Here is a 16,659-nt window from a genome sequence, read left to right on the forward strand (position 1 = left end):
CTCTATTTAACTGTATTTTTCGTATTGTAATCAATAAAAAAGAGGCTAAAAAGCCTCTTTGCTTCAAAATACAAAGATTAATCTTTGTACGATTGAACGCTGAATCAACGCTGACTTAGCGTCGAAAATTAGACAATAAATCTGTAGTAATCGATTTATTATGGCTTGAGACTTTCGACTTCTTGGCTTTAGCAGAGTTGTCTTCAACTCGCTCAATTTTAATCGCTTTATTGCGATCGCCATTTTCAACCACATTAAACTTCACGCGTTCATTGCGTTTCGGCTCACCTGAGTCTGCAGGGAAATCCGAGATATGAAAAAATACGTCGCCTTCAGGTGAGGAAATAAAGCCAAAACCTTTGTCAGCGTTATATTGCTTAACTTTTCCTTGATATTGCTCGGCCTTCATAAACAGATCCTAATATGTACACGCTTTGTTGTAGTATATAAAAAAGAGGCTATAAAAGCCTCTTTTTGCTGGGGCTCAATCTTAATCTTTTTGAACTGAACCAAAGATTTTGTCGCCCGCATCACCTAGACCCGGCACGATATAACCATTGGCATTTAAGCCTTGGTCAATTGAAGCCGTGAAAATAGTGACGTCTGGGTGCGTATCCAAAACACGTTTAATGCCTTCAGGCGCCGCAACCAACACCATCACACGAATGTCTTTACAGCCACTTGCTTTCAATACATCAATCGCAGCAACCAATGAAGAACCTGTGGCAAGCATCGGATCGATGATCATCGCTAAACGGTTCTGTACATCTGGAACTAATTTTTTGTAATAAGTACGTGCTTCAAGCGTTTCTTCATCACGCTCTAACCCTAGTACAGACACTTTAGCACTTGGAATCAAGTTTAAGAAACCATCTAACATGCCAATACCCGCACGTAAAATTGGCACAACCGTGATTTTTTTACCCACAATGCGGTCTACTGTTACTTTACCATTCCAACCATCAATTTCATGATCGCAAACAGGTAAATCTTTGGTCGCTTCATAGGTCAACAGCATAGTCACTTCTTGAGCCAGCTCACGGAAGTTTTTGGTGCTGATATCAGCACGACGAAGAAGACCAAGCTTATGACGAATCAGTGGATGACGAATTTCATGGATAGCCACGGGAGAGCACCTAAAAGGTAAAATAAAATTCCTTACATTATAAAGCTTTTTATCGTGCGATAAAAACAAAAAAGCCCCCAATTGATGGAGGCTTTTTTGTTAAAACGAAACGTTTTTAAAAATTAGTGCTGTTGAGAAAGCATAAAGTGGATTGGAGATAGAATCTCTGACTGAAGTGCTAACTTGATAATTGGATCTGGATAGATACCAATCACAAGCACTGCTGCCGCAGCTAAAAGCACCATAATACCACCCACTTTTTGCCCCCAATGATCCACAGCGTCTACACGAGGTGCATCTGGTGGTGTCATGTACATAACAACCATCACACGGAGGTAGTAGTACAGACCAATACCAGAACCAACGATGATCATCGCAGCTAAGAACCAATGTTGAGTCGTTACCGCAGCCATGACCACAAGGAACTTACCAATGAAGCCCGCTGTCAAAGGAATACCCGCAAGCGATAGCATCATCACCGTTAATACGGCAGTCAACACTGGACGACGCCAGAATAGACCACGGTAGTCCGCTAAGCTTTCTGCTTCGTCTACGTTGTTGTATGGGCTAGACATCAATGCAACCGCACCGAATGCACCAATCGTAGTTAACACATAAGTGATCACATAGACCGATACGTTGCCAAGGCTTGCATAAGTCATGCTGATTAAACCAATCAACAAGTAACCAAAGTGCGCAATTGAAGAGTATGCCAAGATACGTTTCAAGTTCACTTGTTTCACTGCAAGGAAGTTACCCACCAAGATCGATAATACCGCAATCACGGTTAAGATCGTCACGATTGAGTCAACAAGGATCGCACCTGACGTTAGAATGTAACGTACAAACAGACCAATTGTCGCAACTTTTGCAGCTGTAGCAAGGAATGTTGCAATCGGAGTTGGTGCACCTGCATAAACGTCTGGTGTCCATTTATGGAATGGCGCTAAAGACAGTTTGAATGCCACAGCAAAAACAATCAGACCTAAACCTAAAAGTACCATTGGCTGTTGGATGTTTTGCATTAACGCTTGAACATTGTCATAGAACGACATTGAACCTGTGTACGCGTAAATATACGCCATACCCATCAACAACATTGCCGAAGCTGTTGCTGAAAGCACCAAGTACTTCACCCCTGCTTCTAAAGACTTAGAGCGCTGGTGTGTATAGGCCAATAAGCCATATACAGGAATCGACATCAACTCAAGGCTAATGAAGAACGATGCATAGTGAGAGCTTGCTACCATTAACATTGCACCAGTCACTGATGACAACATTAAGATATACAGTTCTTCACGGTTATCTTTATAGCTTTCAATATAGGCATGCGACAAAGTACAGCATGCCAAAGCCGCAATTAGAATAATCACTTGGTACAGCAAGGTGAACGCATCCACCATGAACATACCCATCACGTTCGCAGGTGCAAAAGCACCACCGAACATTGTGAATAGTACATATGCTGCTGCAAGGTTTAAGCCCACCACTGATGCTGTCGCAATTAAGTTATGGTTACGCTTAATTGCAGTAAGAATCATCACGACGATCGTTGTTAAAGCAACGATCATCACAGGAGCTAAAGGCATAAGCTCAGAAAATGACATTGTGAAGTTCATGACTTATTGCATCTCCACATTTTCGAGTTGAACAGTTGCTTGACTCGCAACATCAACTACTTCTTGTACAGGAATGTAGCTGTTCGCTAACCACGCCATGCTTGAGTTTGAAATATCAAGGAAGCTTTGTGGGTACAAACCAAGCCATAACAGACCGAAAGCACAGATTAACAAGATCACTACTTCACGCGCATTTAAGTCTTTCAATGGGTTGTTGTAGTGCTGCTGTTGTTCTTCGTTTGGCGTACCAAACAACGCTTTGTGGATCAGAATCAAGCCATAAAGACCTGCAAATACTAAGCTTACTGCCGCAAGAATAGTAAACACTGGGAATTTTGCATAAGAACCCATCAAGATCAGGAACTCACCAATGAAGTTACCTAGACCTGGAATACCTACAAGCGCCGCCACGAAGAACATGAGGAAGAATGCAAGATATGGGAACTGACCACGCATACCGCCCATCAAACGCATATCACGGGTATGAACACGCTCGTACACTTGACCACACATAATGAACAATGCAGCAGATGACAAGCCATGTGCCAACATCATGATCATCAAACCTTGGAAGGTTAAGATGTTACCTGCGTAAATCGCAAGTAAAACAAAGCCCATGTGTGAAATTGACGTATACGCAAGTAAACGTTTCATATCGGTTTGCTGGAAAGCACACCAAGCACCGTAGAAGATACCGATTAAACCGAAAATGATCGCGATGTCTGCAAACTGTGCAGAAGCCGCTGGGAAGAATGGAATCACAAAACGTAGTAAACCATATGCAGCCGTCTTAATTAAGATACCTGCAAGGTCAACCGAACCTGCTGTAGGGGCTTGCGCATGCGCATCTGGTAACCAGCCATGTAATGGGAAAACTGGAAGTTTTACCGCAAAACCGACGAATAAACACAGCATGAATGCAAAAGCAACAGCGGGTAATTCTTTGTCTAAAGTATTGGCTACAGCTAATAAATAGTTGTAATCAAAACCGATCATACCCGTCATCATGTAACCGTAAACCACAAGGCCTAGGATACCGATGAGCATGATAAGACCCGCTACTTGCGTGTAGAGGAAGAATTTGGTTGCAGCATAAACACGTGACTTACCTTCTGCCCCTTTATGACCCCAAAGTGCGATCAAGAAGTAGATAGGTACAAGCATCATCTCCCAGAAGAAGAAGAACAAGAACATGTCAATCGCTAAGAATACACCGATCACACCACCCAAAGACCATAAAAGGTTTAAGTGGAAGAAACCAACATTCTTTTGAATTTCACCCCAAGAACAGCCGACAGCCAACACACCTAAAAGTGCCGTTAAGCCCACCATTAATAGAGATAGACCATCCACAGCTAAGTGGATGTTAATGCCTAAAGTCTGAATCCATGGCAACATGAATTCAGCAGACCACGATGGCACTTTCGCGCCAAGTTCGTAGTTAAATGTACCTGTCTGCCATAGGGCAACAGTTAAGCCCAAAGTAATGAGCATACCCACTAACGCGATATAACGCGGCAGTTTGTCGTCGAGTTTGTCGACTAACCAACAAATAAAACCAGCAATGAACGGAACTAAGATCAGCGCGGGTAGAATCCAGTTGTTTGTGATTTCCATCTTATTTCCCCACGATCTGAGTGACGATCAAGACCATTAGTAATACAAAGATACCTAATGCCATGCTTGATGCGTAATCACGCAATGAACCCGTTTGACGTGAACTTGTGAAGCTGTGACCGCCTTTTACAAGTGCAGGCAAGACTAACCACAAGCGATCAATTGGATCACGACCTAAAATCTTCGCAATAAGCAAATATGGTTTCACAAAAACGATTTCATAAAGCGCATCGAAGCCCAGTGCATTACGACAAATGTTTGCAAGACCTGCACCCAATGACGTTTTTGCAAAGCCTTTCACTGCGCTATAAGCAAACGCAAACAAGACCACACCAATCACTAAACCAACCGACGCAATACCCACAGCAGTCCATTCAGCGCTATGCATGCCATGTTCTAAAGCTTCAGGAATCACAAATGCTGGAATTTTTGCTGCATTTAAAATGCTTTCCACAGGTGCTTTAAGTGCCGCACCGACGAAAGTTGAAAGTACAGCAAGAATTGCCAAAGGCCCCCAGAAGGTAATGCCTTTAATCGCATGATACGGCGTATTTTCTTTACCAAAGAACACAACCCAAATGAGGCGGAATGTGTAAATCGACGTTAAGAAAGCACCAGCTACACCCACCCAGTACAATGAGTTATACACTGCGATTGATTCGCCTTGTACCCAAACTGCGCCCAAGATCGCGTCTTTCGAGAAGAAGCCCACGGTGAAGTATGGAATCGCGGCCAATGCACCGCCACCAATGGCGAAACAAGCAAATAGGAATTTGTTCTTGTAGAACAAACCGCCCATCTTGAAGATGTTTTGTTCGTGGTGGTAAGCCAAAATCACTGCACCTGAAGACAAGAACAATAATGCCTTGAAGAATGCGTGAGTCAGCATGTGGAACAGGCCTGCTTGGTAAGCTTCAGCACCCACAGCCATAAACATATAACCCAGCTGACTCATCGTTGAGTAAGCCAAAATACGTTTGATATCGGTTTGAACCAATGCAGCAAAACCAGCCACCAACAACGTTACCGCACCAGTGATTGAGATAAACATCATCACTTCAGGGGCCATTTCAAACACGGTGTACATACGGCAGCACAGGTAAACACCTGCAGTTACCATCGTTGCAGCGTGGATCAATGCAGATACAGGAGTAGGACCTGCCATTGCATCGGCCAACCATGTTTGTAATGGGATCTGTGCAGATTTACCTGCAGCACCCAAGAACAACATCAGTGCTGTCCAAATGGTTAAAGATGAACTTTGTGTCATCACTGTTGGTGCAGCTGCAACCACTTCTGCAATGTTTAAAGTACCGAACTGTTGGTAAATTAAGAACAAAGCGATCAGTAAGAAAACGTCACCGACACGTGTTACGGTGAATGCTTTAATTGCTGCAAAACCATTTGCAGGATTTTGGTAGTAGTAACCAATCAGCAAGTAAGAGCATAGACCTACGCCTTCCCAACCTAAGAACAATAACGCTAAGTTATCGCCTAATACGAGCAGCAACATGCTGGCAACGAACAAGTTGAAATAAGAGAAGAAACGCGCGAAGTCTTCTTCACCACGCATATACCATGATGCAAAGATGTGAATAAGGAAACCCACACCTGTCACCATACCCATCATGAGCAGTGATAAACCGTCAAGATGTAAGCTAATGCCTGGGCTTAGGTTGCCAACATTGAACCATGTCCAAAGATGTTGAACATAAGTCACTTTGCCATTATTAACAAAGTCTAGACCAGCGATCAAAGCAACCAATGCAGAAAGGCCAACCGCTCCCACACCAATAATGGCAGCGACATTTTCAGGAAGCTTGTTGCGACCTGCCGCTAAAAGGACAAAACCAATGAGCGGGAATAATACTGTTAAATATAAAAAACTCATCCGCGCATCTCACTAGCAGCATCCACATCCAAGTGATGGAAGCGATGGTAGAACTGAAGGACGATCGCAAGACCAATACAAGCCTCTGCCGCAGCAAGCGTTAAGATCAGAATAAACATGATTTGTCCGTCTGGTTGTACCCATGTACTACCAGCCAAAACAAACGCAAGCGCAGCTGCGTTCATCATGATTTCAAGGCTCATTAACATAAATAATAGATTGCGTCGCACCATCACACCGTAAAAACCCAGTGCAAAAAGAATGGTTGCAACAATCAAACCATGTTCTAAAGGGATGTTGCCCATTATTGTTTGTCCTCTTCTGCACCTGGTTCACGTTTGCCAAGATGGAATGCTGCAACCAACGCAGCAAGCAATAACATGGCAGCAACTTCAACCAATAATAAATAGTGAGTAAAGAGTGCTTGGCCAACGACTTTTGGACCCACAACTTCAGTACCCATAACAGGGCCAGCCGCTGTGTAGTCAGAGCCGAGCATCCACACCAACACCAAGCCCATTAAGAAGCTCATGAGTGCTGGATAGGCCCAAGCAGACGATGTTAACCATTTACGCTCTTGTTCAACGGTGTGTTGACCAAGGTTTAACATCATCACTACGAATACGAATAACACCATGATCGCGCCTGCATAGACGATGATCTCAAGCGCGCCAGCAAATGGCGCACCCACGATCATAAACATGCCTGCAACTGCAAGAAGTGACACGATCAAGCTTAATAAAGCGTGTACAGGATTCGCGTTGGTCACAACACGAATCGTAGAAACGATGGCCACAAGTGCCATCAAATAAAATGGCCACATCATGGTAATAAGCTCCGTACATCAACTGGTGCGCTTTCACGCTGCGCTTGACCTTTGTCTTTTCCAGTTACAGCCATACCTGTTACACGGTAGAAGTTGTAGTCTGGGTATTTACCAGGACCTGAAATGAGTAAGTTTTCTTTCTCATATACCAAGTCTTGACGAACGTATTCACCCAACTCGAAATCTGGAGTCATTTGAATTGCAGTCGTCGGACATGCTTCTTCACACATACCGCAGAAAATACAGCGTGAGAAGTTGATACGGAAAAACTCCGGATACCAACGACCATCTTCTTTTTCTGCTTTTTGTAGTGAAATACAGCCAACAGGACATGCAACTGCACATAAGTTACACGCAACACAACGTTCTTCACCATCTGGGTCACGTGTTAACACGATACGACCACGGAAACGTGGTGGAACAATTTGTTCGGCTGGCACTTCTGGGTAAAGAATGGTGTCACGTTTACGTGTCACGTGTGAGAAAACCATCCACAGTGAACGTACGATTGACCCAAACCCAGCTAGAATTTTATACATTTTATTCTCCCTGCCCTTACCACAGAATCACTGCGCCAGTAACTAATAAGTTAACTAACGCTAATGGTAAGCAAATCTTCCAACCAAAGTTCATCACTTGGTCATAACGCGGACGCATAAGTGAACCACGAGCCAAGACAAACATCATCACAAAGAATGCTGTTTTGATAATGAACCAGAATACTGGTGGAATGAACGGAATATCGATGTTAAATGGCGCTAACCAACCACCGAAGAATAGCGTTACGATCAATGCAGAGATTAGAACTACGTTGACATATTCCGCAACGAAGAACATCCCCCATTTCATACCGCCGTACTCGACGTGGTAACCTTCCGCCAATTCTTGTTCTGCTTCTGGTTGGTCAAATGGGTGACGGTGAGTTACCGCAACACCTGCAACCACGAAGATTAAGAAACCTAAGAACTGTGGAATTACAAACCATACATCTTTTTGTGCTTCTACAATTTCACGCATGTTGAATGAGCCTGCAATCGCAACCACCCCCATCAATGAAATACCCAAGAACACTTCATACGAAATGGTTTGAGCTGCAGAACGTAGACCGCCAAGCAATGCATATTTATTGTTTGATGACCAACCACCAAACAATACGGCATAGACGGCAATACCTGCCATTGCCATAAAGAACAATAGACCGATGCTCATGTCTGCAACACCTAAGTATGGTGATACAGGAATAACCATGAACGACATCACCGCTGTTGCCATGGCAACAGCAGGAGCTAAACGGAAAGTCAATTTGTCAGCAAACTTTGGTGTCCAGTCTTCTTTGAACATGATTTTCAACATGTCGGCAACGATCTGGAACATCCCCCCAGGACCTACACGGTTCGGACCATAACGGTCTTGCCATAAGCCCAGTAAACGACGCTCAATAAAAGACATCAACGCAGCGATGAGTACTACAACGAGTAAAATCACAATCGCTTGAATGACTGAGTAGGCAATTGGCCAGTTCTCAGCCCAAAGCGGCGTTTGACGGATTAATTCTTGTTGCATGAATTACGCTCCTACCGCGACTGATACAGGCTCAGCAAGTGAAACCGTAGGTGCAAGACCAACTGGATAACCAATATAACCTGTAGGTAAATAATCAATCACTTGAACTGGAAGTACGATCGAAGTCTCGCCTGCTTTCACAGTGATTTTTTGACCATCTTGAACATTCAAACGAGTTGCATCTTGCTCACCCACTGCAAAGACTGCTTCAGGAATACGCGATTCCATCGCAGGTGTTTTCACAGTAAATTCACCAGAAGCAAAAATGTGATGCATCGGCACTAAACGGAAGCTTTCAGGGTTTGCAACAACAACCGCTGGAGCAACGAAAGTACGTGCTGGACGCTTCGCTAAACGATCGAATAAACGCACACCCGAATCACCACCTTTTAAGTGACCACCCACGTTATCTTGGAATTTATTCCAAGCTTGCGGTGAGTTCCAACCTGCTGACCATGCAAATGGTACCAGTGGAGACGGAGTCTGGTTCCCAACATAACCTTCCATAGAGAATGTTAATGCAGAGTCGATATCTGTCGGTTGTTTCGGTTCATGCACGTTCAATGGTGCACGCATAGAGGTACGACCAGAGTAACGACGCGGTTCACGCGCAACTTTCAAACCATGGACACGGAAGCCCGCATCTGGAGCCACATCTTGAATCGCAGCAAGTGCAGGTACGTTTTTCGCAACTGACTCGATGACATCGTCAAGCAAGGTCCAAGAAATCGCTTTACCCTTCACACCGGTTTCAATGGCATGTAACCAGCGCCAAGATTCTTTGATCGCCAGTTCAGGTTTGTAGTAGCTTGGGTCATACACTTGGTAGAAACGTTGTGCACGGCCTTCTTGAGAGACAACCGTACCATCGCCTTCAGCAAATGACGCAGCAGAAAGTACGATATCCGCTTTCTTCACAGTTTCAGTTTCAGAGTGATCTAAAACAATCACGTCTTTACCAGAAAGTGCTGCTTCAACTTGTACCGCTGGCAAACGACGGAATAGATCATTTTCAACGATCACAACCGTGTCATAGTCTTGTGCAAACGCTTGTTCTAAGCTTTGTCCACCGAAGATTGCTAAGCCCATAGAGTTCACTTCAGGAACCGTCAAGGTTAAGCCAGCATTTCCACCAAGGTTTTGCGCAACTTGTGCAGCTGCTTCCATGATGGATGCATCTTGTAAACTTGTACCTGAAATGATCAGTGGTTTCTTCGCCGCTTTCAATGTATCTGCAATGTTCTGAGCAAATGCTTTCGCATCATCTGCTAGACCAAGAATTGCATCACCCTTCACAGCAGCAGCAACGGCAAAACCTAAACGAGCGATATCGTTTGGAGAAGCAACCACTTCACCTGCCGCGACATCCGCTAAACGTGTTTGCGTTGCAGCGAGGATGAAAATCGGTGATTTCGCATCTTGAGCAATACGTTGTAGCGGCTCTGCTAACCAGTCTTGAGTACGACGTTCCGCAGCCATTTCTTTGGCTTTATTTTTCGCCGCTTGACGAACAGACAATGCCATACGTGGCGCTGTTTGCGTTAAGTCTTCACCCAAAATAAGCACAGCATCGTAGCTTTCGATTTCACGCATACCTGGGTTATATACACCTTCGGTTTGCATAATCGATGCAGCCAATTCAACCAAGTTTTGCTCTTTTTGAGACATACCTGTTGAATAGTTCTCTTGACCAACTAATTCGCGAAGCGCGAAGTTCGACTCAAGTGATGCACGTGGAGAACCAATACCCAAAACTTTTTTGCCTTGGATATTTGCGATCACCGTATCTAATGCCTGATCTACAGAAACTGTAGTTGCTTCAGCACCATCACGGAACTGCGGTTGACGTGGACGATCTGCACGGTTCACATAACCTGTACCAAAACGACCTTTGTCACACAAGAAGTATTGGTTCACTTCACCGTTGAAACGGTTTTCGACACGACGAAGTTCGCCATAACGCTCACCCGGAGAAATGTTACAACCCGAAGAACAGCCTTGGCATACGCTTGGCGCATACTGCATGTCCCACTTACGGTTATAGCGTTCTGAGTGAGTTTTGTCAGTGAATACACCTGTAGGACAGACTTCAGTCAAGTTACCCGAGAATTCAGATTCTAAAGTGCCTGACTCAGGACGACCAAAGTAAACACGTGACGCACTTGCATACACACCAAAGTCTGTACCACCCGCATAGTCGTTGTAGTAACGAACACAACGGTAACATGCAATACAACGGTTCATTTCGTGTGAAATGAATGAACCTAGTTCTTGGTTATAGTGCGTACGTTTAGTGAAACGGTAACGACGACGGTCGTGTTGAGTCATCACAGTCATATCTTGTAAATGACAGTGACCACCTTCTTCACAGACTGGACAGTCGTGTGGGTGGTTAGTCATCAAGAACTCAACAATAGAGGCACGAAAGTCTTTCGCTTCTTTGTCTTCAATCGAGATGTAGGTATTGTCAGATGCAGGCGTCATACATGACATGACTAAACGGCCACGCGTATCTTCAGGATTCGCGTATTGAGTCACGGCACATTGACGGCAAGAACCGACAGAACCTAAGGATGGATGCCAACAAAAGTACGGGATATCAATACCCAAAGACAAACATGCTTGCAGCAAGTTCTCTGAGCCATTGACTTCGTACGATTTGCCATCGACATGAATTGTAGCCATAGTCGAATTCCTTAAGCTTGTTCTACGTTGCTAGTTTGCGCAGCAGCATTCACTACTTTTGCTTCAAACTCGCCACGGAAATATTTGAGTGCACCCATCAACGGTTCCATTGCACCTGGAGCATGCGCACAGAAAGTCTTACCAATCCAAAGCTTACGAGTAAGTTCTTGTAAGTGATCGATATCTTCTTTCTTACCTGTGCCATCTTCCAATGCTTTCAGTGCTTTCACCGCCCACGGTAAACCATCACGACAAGGCGTACAGAAACCACATGACTCACGTGCAAAGAATTCTTCTAAGTTACGTGTCGCTGAAACCATACATTGCGTTTCATCCACCACCATCAGCAAACACGTACCTAAACGTGAACCTGCTTTCATGATGCTCTCAGCATCCATCGGTAGATCAATGTGTTCAGCAGCCAAGAAGTCTGTAGACGCACCACCCGGTAACCATGCTTTAAGCTTTAAGCCATCACGCATACCGCCCGCATAGTCTTCAATGACTTCACGCGCAGTTGTACCAAATGGAAGCTCCCAAAGACCAGGGAATTTCACCTTGCCAGATGCACCATAAATTTTTGTGCCTGGATCTTTCGACTTACCCGCAGATAAGCCGATATACCATTCAGGACCACGCAACATGATTGCCGGTAAGTTATTGTAGGTCTCTACGTTGTTAACAATGGTAGGACGACCCCAAGCACCTGCAACTTGTGGGAATGGTGGTTTCGTACGTGGATTTGCACGGCGACCTTCAAGCGAGTTGATTAATGCAGTTTCTTCACCACAGATATAACGACCCGCACCCGTGTGCACATGCAACTCGAAGTTCCAGCCAGTTCCAAGGATGTTATCACCCAAGTAACCTTTGGCACGAACTTGCTCAAGCGCTTCATTTAAGTACGCAGCTGCTTCAATGTACTCGCCACGAATAAAGATATAACCATGCGTTGCTTCTAGCGTATACGCTGCAATCAACATCCCTTCGATCAATTGGTGAGGAAGTTTTTCCATCAACAACCGGTCTTTAAAGGTCCCTGGTTCCATCTCATCGGCATTACAAATCAGGTAACGTGGACCTGAGTTGTCATTTGGCGCCATCAAAGACCATTTGATCCCTGCTGGGAAGCCTGCACCACCACGACCTTTTACGGTCGCAGCTTTAATCACTTCAAGCACATCTTTCGGCGGCATGGTGATTGCTTTTTTTAGACCCGCGTAACCTTCAAGCGCTTCATAATCATCTGCATTACGAACGTGCTCTTGCTTACTCAAACGCCAAGTTAATGGATGCGTTTCTGGGTTACCTTCGCCATAAATTGGTTTTGGTTCGGTATTCATACATACTTCTCCAATAACTGTTTCACTGAAGAAACTTCAACCAAACCGTGAGTGTCTTCATTCACCATTAAGGTTGGGCCTTTGTCACAGTTACCTAAGCAGCAAATCGGCAGCAAAGTAAAACGACCATCAGCAGTCGTTTGACCAAACTGAATGCCTAACTCGCGCTGAAAAGCTTCTGCTAAAGTTTCCGCACCCATCAAGAAGCATGCGATCGAGTCACAAAGTAAAATGACGTTACGACCCACGGGTTGACGGTAAATACGGTTGTAGAAAGTTGCAACCCCTTCCAAATCAGCAACACTGATTGTCAATAACTGAGCAATGGCGTTTAGCTGCGCGTCATCTACCCAGCCATTACGGCGTTGTACACACTTCAAAGCATCCAAAGATGCTGCACGTGGGTACGGATAGTGACCAATGTGATGTTCAATTTCGTGGATTTCGTCCGCAGTCAAAATCCCTTCAACATTCACGCGTGGCTTTTTATCAGTCAAAATCATCATAATGCGTTTACCCCTTAGCGATCCACGTCAGCCATAACGACATCAATAGTCGCTAAATAAATGATCAAGTCAGACATTAAGCTGCCGTTAATCACAGAAGGCATTTGCTGTAAATGCGTGAAGGTCGGTGTACGAATACGGGTACGGTAACTCATGGTTGACTTGTCTGAAGTCAAGTAGTAGTTCGACGCACCTTTTACCACTTCCGCCATCACAGATGCTTCACCTGCAGGCATTACTGGACCCCAAGATACGCTTAAGAAGTGCGTAATCAAGGTTTCAATGTCTTGTAAAGTCTTGTCTTTTGGTGGTGGAACAGCCAATGGGTGATCTGCTTTGTACGCACCTGAAGGCATGTTGTCTAAACATTGCTTTACGATTTTGAGTGATTCTTCAATTTCACGGAAGTGAACCATCACACGTGCATATGCATCGCCTTCGTACTCAAGTGGGATGTCGAAGTCGTAGTTTTCATAGCCACTGTACGGGCGATATTTACGAACGTCGAAATCAATACCTGTTGCACGCAGACCTGTACCAGTCACGCCCCAAGCCAACGCAGATTTTGCATCATATTGAGCCACGTTACGCGTACGACCTACAAACACAGAGTTTTTAAGCGCTGCTGTGTAGTATTCATTCATACGCTTCGGCATCCAATCTAGGATTTCACGAATCAGATGCTGCCAGTTGTTTGGTAAGTCATGCGCTGTACCACCGATACGGAACCATGCTGGATGCATACGGTAACCGGTGATTGCTTCAATCGCGTCATAGATTTTTTGACGATCCGCAAACATGTAGAAGACTGGTGTCATACCGCCGGCATCTTGAATCGCAGTACCGATATACAATAAGTGGTTATTGATACGGAACAATTCAGACATCATGACACGGATACATTGTGCACGGTCAGGTACAGTAATACCCGCCATTTGCTCCACACCCATCACATAAGGCATGTTTTGCGCACAACCACCTAAGTAGTCGACACGGTCGGTATAAGGAATGAATGAATGCCAAGTTTGACGCTCAGCCATCTTTTCCACACCACGGTGGTGATAGCCGATATCAGGCACACAGTCTTTCACTTCTTCACCGTCCAACTGCAAAATGATACGGAAAGCACCGTGCGCAGATGGGTGGTTCGGACCTAAGTTCAAGAACATGAAGTCTTCGTCGTCATTTCCGCGCTTCATACCCCAATCTTCAGGTACGAAACGTAGGTGTTCCTGTTCGTAATCCTGCTTCGCTTGGTTCTGCATATACGGTGTATATTCAGTGGCACGTGCAGAGTATTCTTTACGAAGAGGGTGACCTTCCCAATAGGTTGGCAACAAAATACGACGGAGCATTGGATGCCCTTCGAAATTGATCCCGAACATATCGTAAGCTTCACGTTCGTACCAGTTGGCATTTGGCCAAATGTTGGTTGCAGTTGGAAGATTTACATCATTTTCACTCAATGCAACTTTGATACGAATATCACTATTACGCTCAAGCGATAATAAGTGATAGAACACAGTAAAGTCAGACGCAGGCAAACCGTCGCGGTGTGTACGTAAACGTTCATCTACCGCAGACAAGTCAAACAACATCACGTATGGACGTGACACTGTACGCAAGAACATTAAAACTTCTTGTACGCGCGCGCGCTCAACCCAGACTGTTGGAAAGTCTTCAAAAGTCGTTTGCACATAGAAGTTCTCGCCAAATTTGGTTTTGAGCTCTTCTACAATTGCAAATGCTGGGCGTGAATCAACTTGCGCTGACTCTGGCATAGCGTTTTCAGTTTCAGCCATTGGCTTGGCTTCCTATTTAATACAAATTCATTCAACCTAAACGACAACTACACCCAGACCGGGTGCATCAAAACAACTGTCGTTTAAATTATTTAATTTCATCCATAGAGCGTAAGTTTTTCACTGCAATACGTTCAGCATTCTTACGGTCACGTTCTGGCATCATCTTTGGCTTATACACTGGCTTAAGATCATCACCAATCACGGCAGAAAGTGGACGGCGCTCTAATTGAATTTGGTCTTGTAACAACATTAATGCTTGGATTAATGCTTCTGGACGGGGTGGGCAACCTGGAATATAAACATCGACTGGGATGATTTTATCCACACCTTGTACAACTGAATAAATATCGTACATACCGCCAGAGTTTGCACATGCGCCCATTGAAATAACCCACTTCGGTTCCAACATTTGTTCATATAAACGTTGAATAACTGGAGCCATTTTGACGAAACATGTACCTGCAACAATCATCAAGTCAGCCTGACGAGGTGAAGCACGGATTACTTCGGCACCGAAACGCGACAAGTCATGCACGCCGGTTAAAGTCGTTGCATACTCTACGTAGCAGCAAGATGTACCAAAGTTAAACGGCCAAACTGAGTTCTTACGGCCCCAGTTCACTGCTGTATGTGCCACGTCCTCTAAACGAGTCATAAACACATTTTTATTCACTTCTTCTTCAAGCGGATCCGTTACGATTTGACGCTCTTGAAGCGGATATTGATCAGCATCCGGATTCGCACGGGTTAATGTATATTTCATCCCGAGTTACTCCTTATCAGACGATTTAGCCGGTGACTTATCTTTCACACGACCAGATGATTGAGCTGGGATTTGACCTGTAGGGTCCATAACCAACTCTTCAATTGAATTAAAGCGAGTGATTTCTGCAAGATTCATATTTGGAGAACCAACTTTAGGTTTAATCCCTGCTGCTTTACGTTTGTCAGAAGGCGACCAGTTAAGCGCACCAGTAGACAACTCATAAACCAAACCAACGAGTAAAACTAAAATAAATACTGCTGCAGTGGTGAAACCCACCCAACCCACTTCACGAACCGATGTAGCCCATGCATAAAGGTAAAGCGCCTCTAAGTCGAATACGACGAAGAAGATTGCAACCAAATAGAACTTTGCTGACAGGCGGATACGTGCGCCACCAGCACCAACCACACCTGATTCAAATTGCTCTTGCTTTGCACGGCCCCATGACTTACCCCCAAGGAGTAATGGGACAGTGAGCATAAAGACGCAAAGAAATGTAACGCCGATCACGAAGGCAATAATTGCCCATTCGTATGGAGTAATGGCACTCATGCGGGGATAACTCCTGGCAGGCCTAATTTATTAACAAAGAATGCATGTATTGGCCTTCAAATACACCAAACACAAAATTAATCCCGCCAATTGTACCCGATTGCTGACGTAAGTTGCTAGCTTATAGACCTTCGTCTTTAGGATGATTTCTCTTCGTTTTTTGAGATTTTTTCGATGAAAGCCCTTTTATTTCGAAACCAATCGCTTTATCTAATAAAACACTACTATTCTATTATTTTTCCAAATTTTAACATTCAAACAAAGCCTATAAAGCATTTTTCAGCCTTATTTCGATAACAATCACACAATCAGCAGTTTAAAAAACTCAGCTCTTCAACTGCAGCATTTTGCTTATTTAAA

General features: G+C 44.4%; 15 protein-coding genes. All 15 read right to left on the minus strand.

Translation table 11 applies throughout. From position 1 onward, the window contains the following. Positions 1–115 precede the first annotated feature (115 nt). Positions 116–409 carry a cold shock domain-containing protein gene (locus F946_RS12710; protein ID WP_004982899.1) on the minus strand — a complete coding sequence of 98 codons (294 nt, stop codon included), beginning with the start codon at positions 407–409 and terminating at the stop codon, positions 116–118. Positions 410–490: 81 nt separating this feature from the next. After that, complete coding sequence (gene upp / locus F946_RS12715) at positions 491–1,126, minus strand: uracil phosphoribosyltransferase (protein WP_004982901.1); 636 nt, start codon at positions 1,124–1,126, stop codon at positions 491–493. A gap of 122 nt (positions 1,127–1,248) precedes the next feature. Further along, positions 1,249–2,745: an NADH-quinone oxidoreductase subunit NuoN gene (nuoN, locus tag F946_RS12720; RefSeq protein ID WP_004982902.1), complete on the minus strand. Its 1,497-nt coding sequence runs from the start codon at positions 2,743–2,745 to the stop codon at positions 1,249–1,251. 3 nt (positions 2,746–2,748) lie between these two features. Beyond that, entirely contained in the window at positions 2,749–4,356 is a 1,608-nt protein-coding gene (nuoM, locus tag F946_RS12725; RefSeq protein WP_171065421.1) for an NADH-quinone oxidoreductase subunit M, read from the minus strand. Between the two features lie 7 nt (positions 4,357–4,363). After that, the gene (gene nuoL / locus F946_RS12730) at positions 4,364–6,253 is read right to left on the minus strand and encodes an NADH-quinone oxidoreductase subunit L (protein ID WP_004982908.1); all 1,890 of its coding nucleotides are present in this window, start codon (positions 6,251–6,253) and stop codon (positions 4,364–4,366) included. Further along, complete coding sequence (nuoK, locus tag F946_RS12735; RefSeq protein WP_004982909.1) at positions 6,250–6,558, minus strand: NADH-quinone oxidoreductase subunit NuoK; 309 nt, start codon at positions 6,556–6,558, stop codon at positions 6,250–6,252. Before nuoK ends, nuoL begins: the two co-directional genes overlap by 4 nt. After that, entirely contained in the window at positions 6,558–7,076 is a 519-nt protein-coding gene (gene nuoJ / locus F946_RS12740; protein ID WP_171056751.1) for an NADH-quinone oxidoreductase subunit J, read from the minus strand. The genes nuoK and nuoJ overlap by 1 nt, the downstream gene beginning before the upstream one ends. Beyond that, the gene (gene nuoI, locus F946_RS12745) at positions 7,076–7,618 is read right to left on the minus strand and encodes an NADH-quinone oxidoreductase subunit NuoI (RefSeq protein WP_004651038.1); all 543 of its coding nucleotides are present in this window, start codon (positions 7,616–7,618) and stop codon (positions 7,076–7,078) included. Before nuoI ends, nuoJ begins: the two co-directional genes overlap by 1 nt. Positions 7,619–7,634: 16 nt before the next feature. Then, a complete protein-coding gene (gene nuoH / locus F946_RS12750) occupies positions 7,635–8,642 on the minus strand; it encodes an NADH-quinone oxidoreductase subunit NuoH (RefSeq protein ID WP_004695391.1) in 1,008 nt (335 codons plus the stop codon). A 3-nt stretch (positions 8,643–8,645) separates the two neighbouring features. Next, positions 8,646–11,327: an NADH-quinone oxidoreductase subunit NuoG gene (nuoG, locus tag F946_RS12755; protein WP_004982911.1), complete on the minus strand. Its 2,682-nt coding sequence runs from the start codon at positions 11,325–11,327 to the stop codon at positions 8,646–8,648. Between the two features lie 11 nt (positions 11,328–11,338). Then, positions 11,339–12,670 carry an NADH-quinone oxidoreductase subunit NuoF gene (gene nuoF / locus F946_RS12760; protein ID WP_004695387.1) on the minus strand — a complete coding sequence of 444 codons (1,332 nt, stop codon included), beginning with the start codon at positions 12,668–12,670 and terminating at the stop codon, positions 11,339–11,341. After that, a complete protein-coding gene (nuoE, locus tag F946_RS12765; protein ID WP_004982912.1) occupies positions 12,667–13,176 on the minus strand; it encodes an NADH-quinone oxidoreductase subunit NuoE in 510 nt (169 codons plus the stop codon). The genes nuoF and nuoE overlap by 4 nt, the downstream gene beginning before the upstream one ends. A 14-nt stretch (positions 13,177–13,190) precedes the next feature. Continuing rightward, positions 13,191–14,978, minus strand: a complete 1,788-nt coding sequence (gene nuoC / locus F946_RS12770; protein WP_004982913.1) for an NADH-quinone oxidoreductase subunit C/D — start codon at positions 14,976–14,978, stop codon at positions 13,191–13,193. An 88-nt stretch (positions 14,979–15,066) separates the two neighbouring features. Continuing rightward, complete coding sequence (locus tag F946_RS12775) at positions 15,067–15,744, minus strand: NuoB/complex I 20 kDa subunit family protein (RefSeq protein WP_004695382.1); 678 nt, start codon at positions 15,742–15,744, stop codon at positions 15,067–15,069. Between the two features lie 6 nt (positions 15,745–15,750). Beyond that, the gene (locus F946_RS12780; protein ID WP_004695380.1) at positions 15,751–16,299 is read right to left on the minus strand and encodes an NADH-quinone oxidoreductase subunit A; all 549 of its coding nucleotides are present in this window, start codon (positions 16,297–16,299) and stop codon (positions 15,751–15,753) included. Positions 16,300–16,659: the final 360 nt, after the last annotated feature.

Source organism: Acinetobacter johnsonii ANC 3681 (genome assembly GCF_000368805.1).
GTDB lineage: Bacteria > Pseudomonadota > Gammaproteobacteria > Pseudomonadales > Moraxellaceae > Acinetobacter > Acinetobacter johnsonii.

What these genes read in the sequence shown, in the direction of transcription:
- nuoF (WP_004695387.1), bottom strand. Translation starts at nt 12,670, where the DNA reads ATGAATACCGAACCAAAACCAATTTATGGCGAAGGTAACCCAGAAACG.
- F946_RS12775 (WP_004695382.1), bottom strand. Translation starts at nt 15,744, where the DNA reads ATGAAATATACATTAACCCGTGCGAATCCGGATGCTGATCAATATCCG.
- nuoC (WP_004982913.1), bottom strand. Translation starts at nt 14,978, where the DNA reads ATGGCTGAAACTGAAAACGCTATGCCAGAGTCAGCGCAAGTTGATTCA.
- nuoJ (WP_171056751.1), bottom strand. Translation starts at nt 7,076, where the DNA reads ATGTGGCCATTTTATTTGATGGCACTTGTGGCCATCGTTTCTACGATT.
- nuoG (WP_004982911.1), bottom strand. Translation starts at nt 11,327, where the DNA reads ATGGCTACAATTCATGTCGATGGCAAATCGTACGAAGTCAATGGCTCA.
- F946_RS12710 (WP_004982899.1), bottom strand. Translation starts at nt 409, where the DNA reads ATGAAGGCCGAGCAATATCAAGGAAAAGTTAAGCAATATAACGCTGAC.
- nuoL (WP_004982908.1), bottom strand. Translation starts at nt 6,253, where the DNA reads ATGAGTTTTTTATATTTAACAGTATTATTCCCGCTCATTGGTTTTGTC.
- nuoK (WP_004982909.1), bottom strand. Translation starts at nt 6,558, where the DNA reads ATGGGCAACATCCCTTTAGAACATGGTTTGATTGTTGCAACCATTCTT.
- nuoE (WP_004982912.1), bottom strand. Translation starts at nt 13,176, where the DNA reads ATGATGATTTTGACTGATAAAAAGCCACGCGTGAATGTTGAAGGGATT.
- nuoH (WP_004695391.1), bottom strand. Translation starts at nt 8,642, where the DNA reads ATGCAACAAGAATTAATCCGTCAAACGCCGCTTTGGGCTGAGAACTGG.
- nuoI (WP_004651038.1), bottom strand. Translation starts at nt 7,618, where the DNA reads ATGTATAAAATTCTAGCTGGGTTTGGGTCAATCGTACGTTCACTGTGG.
- nuoN (WP_004982902.1), bottom strand. Translation starts at nt 2,745, where the DNA reads ATGAACTTCACAATGTCATTTTCTGAGCTTATGCCTTTAGCTCCTGTG.
- F946_RS12780 (WP_004695380.1), bottom strand. Translation starts at nt 16,299, where the DNA reads ATGAGTGCCATTACTCCATACGAATGGGCAATTATTGCCTTCGTGATC.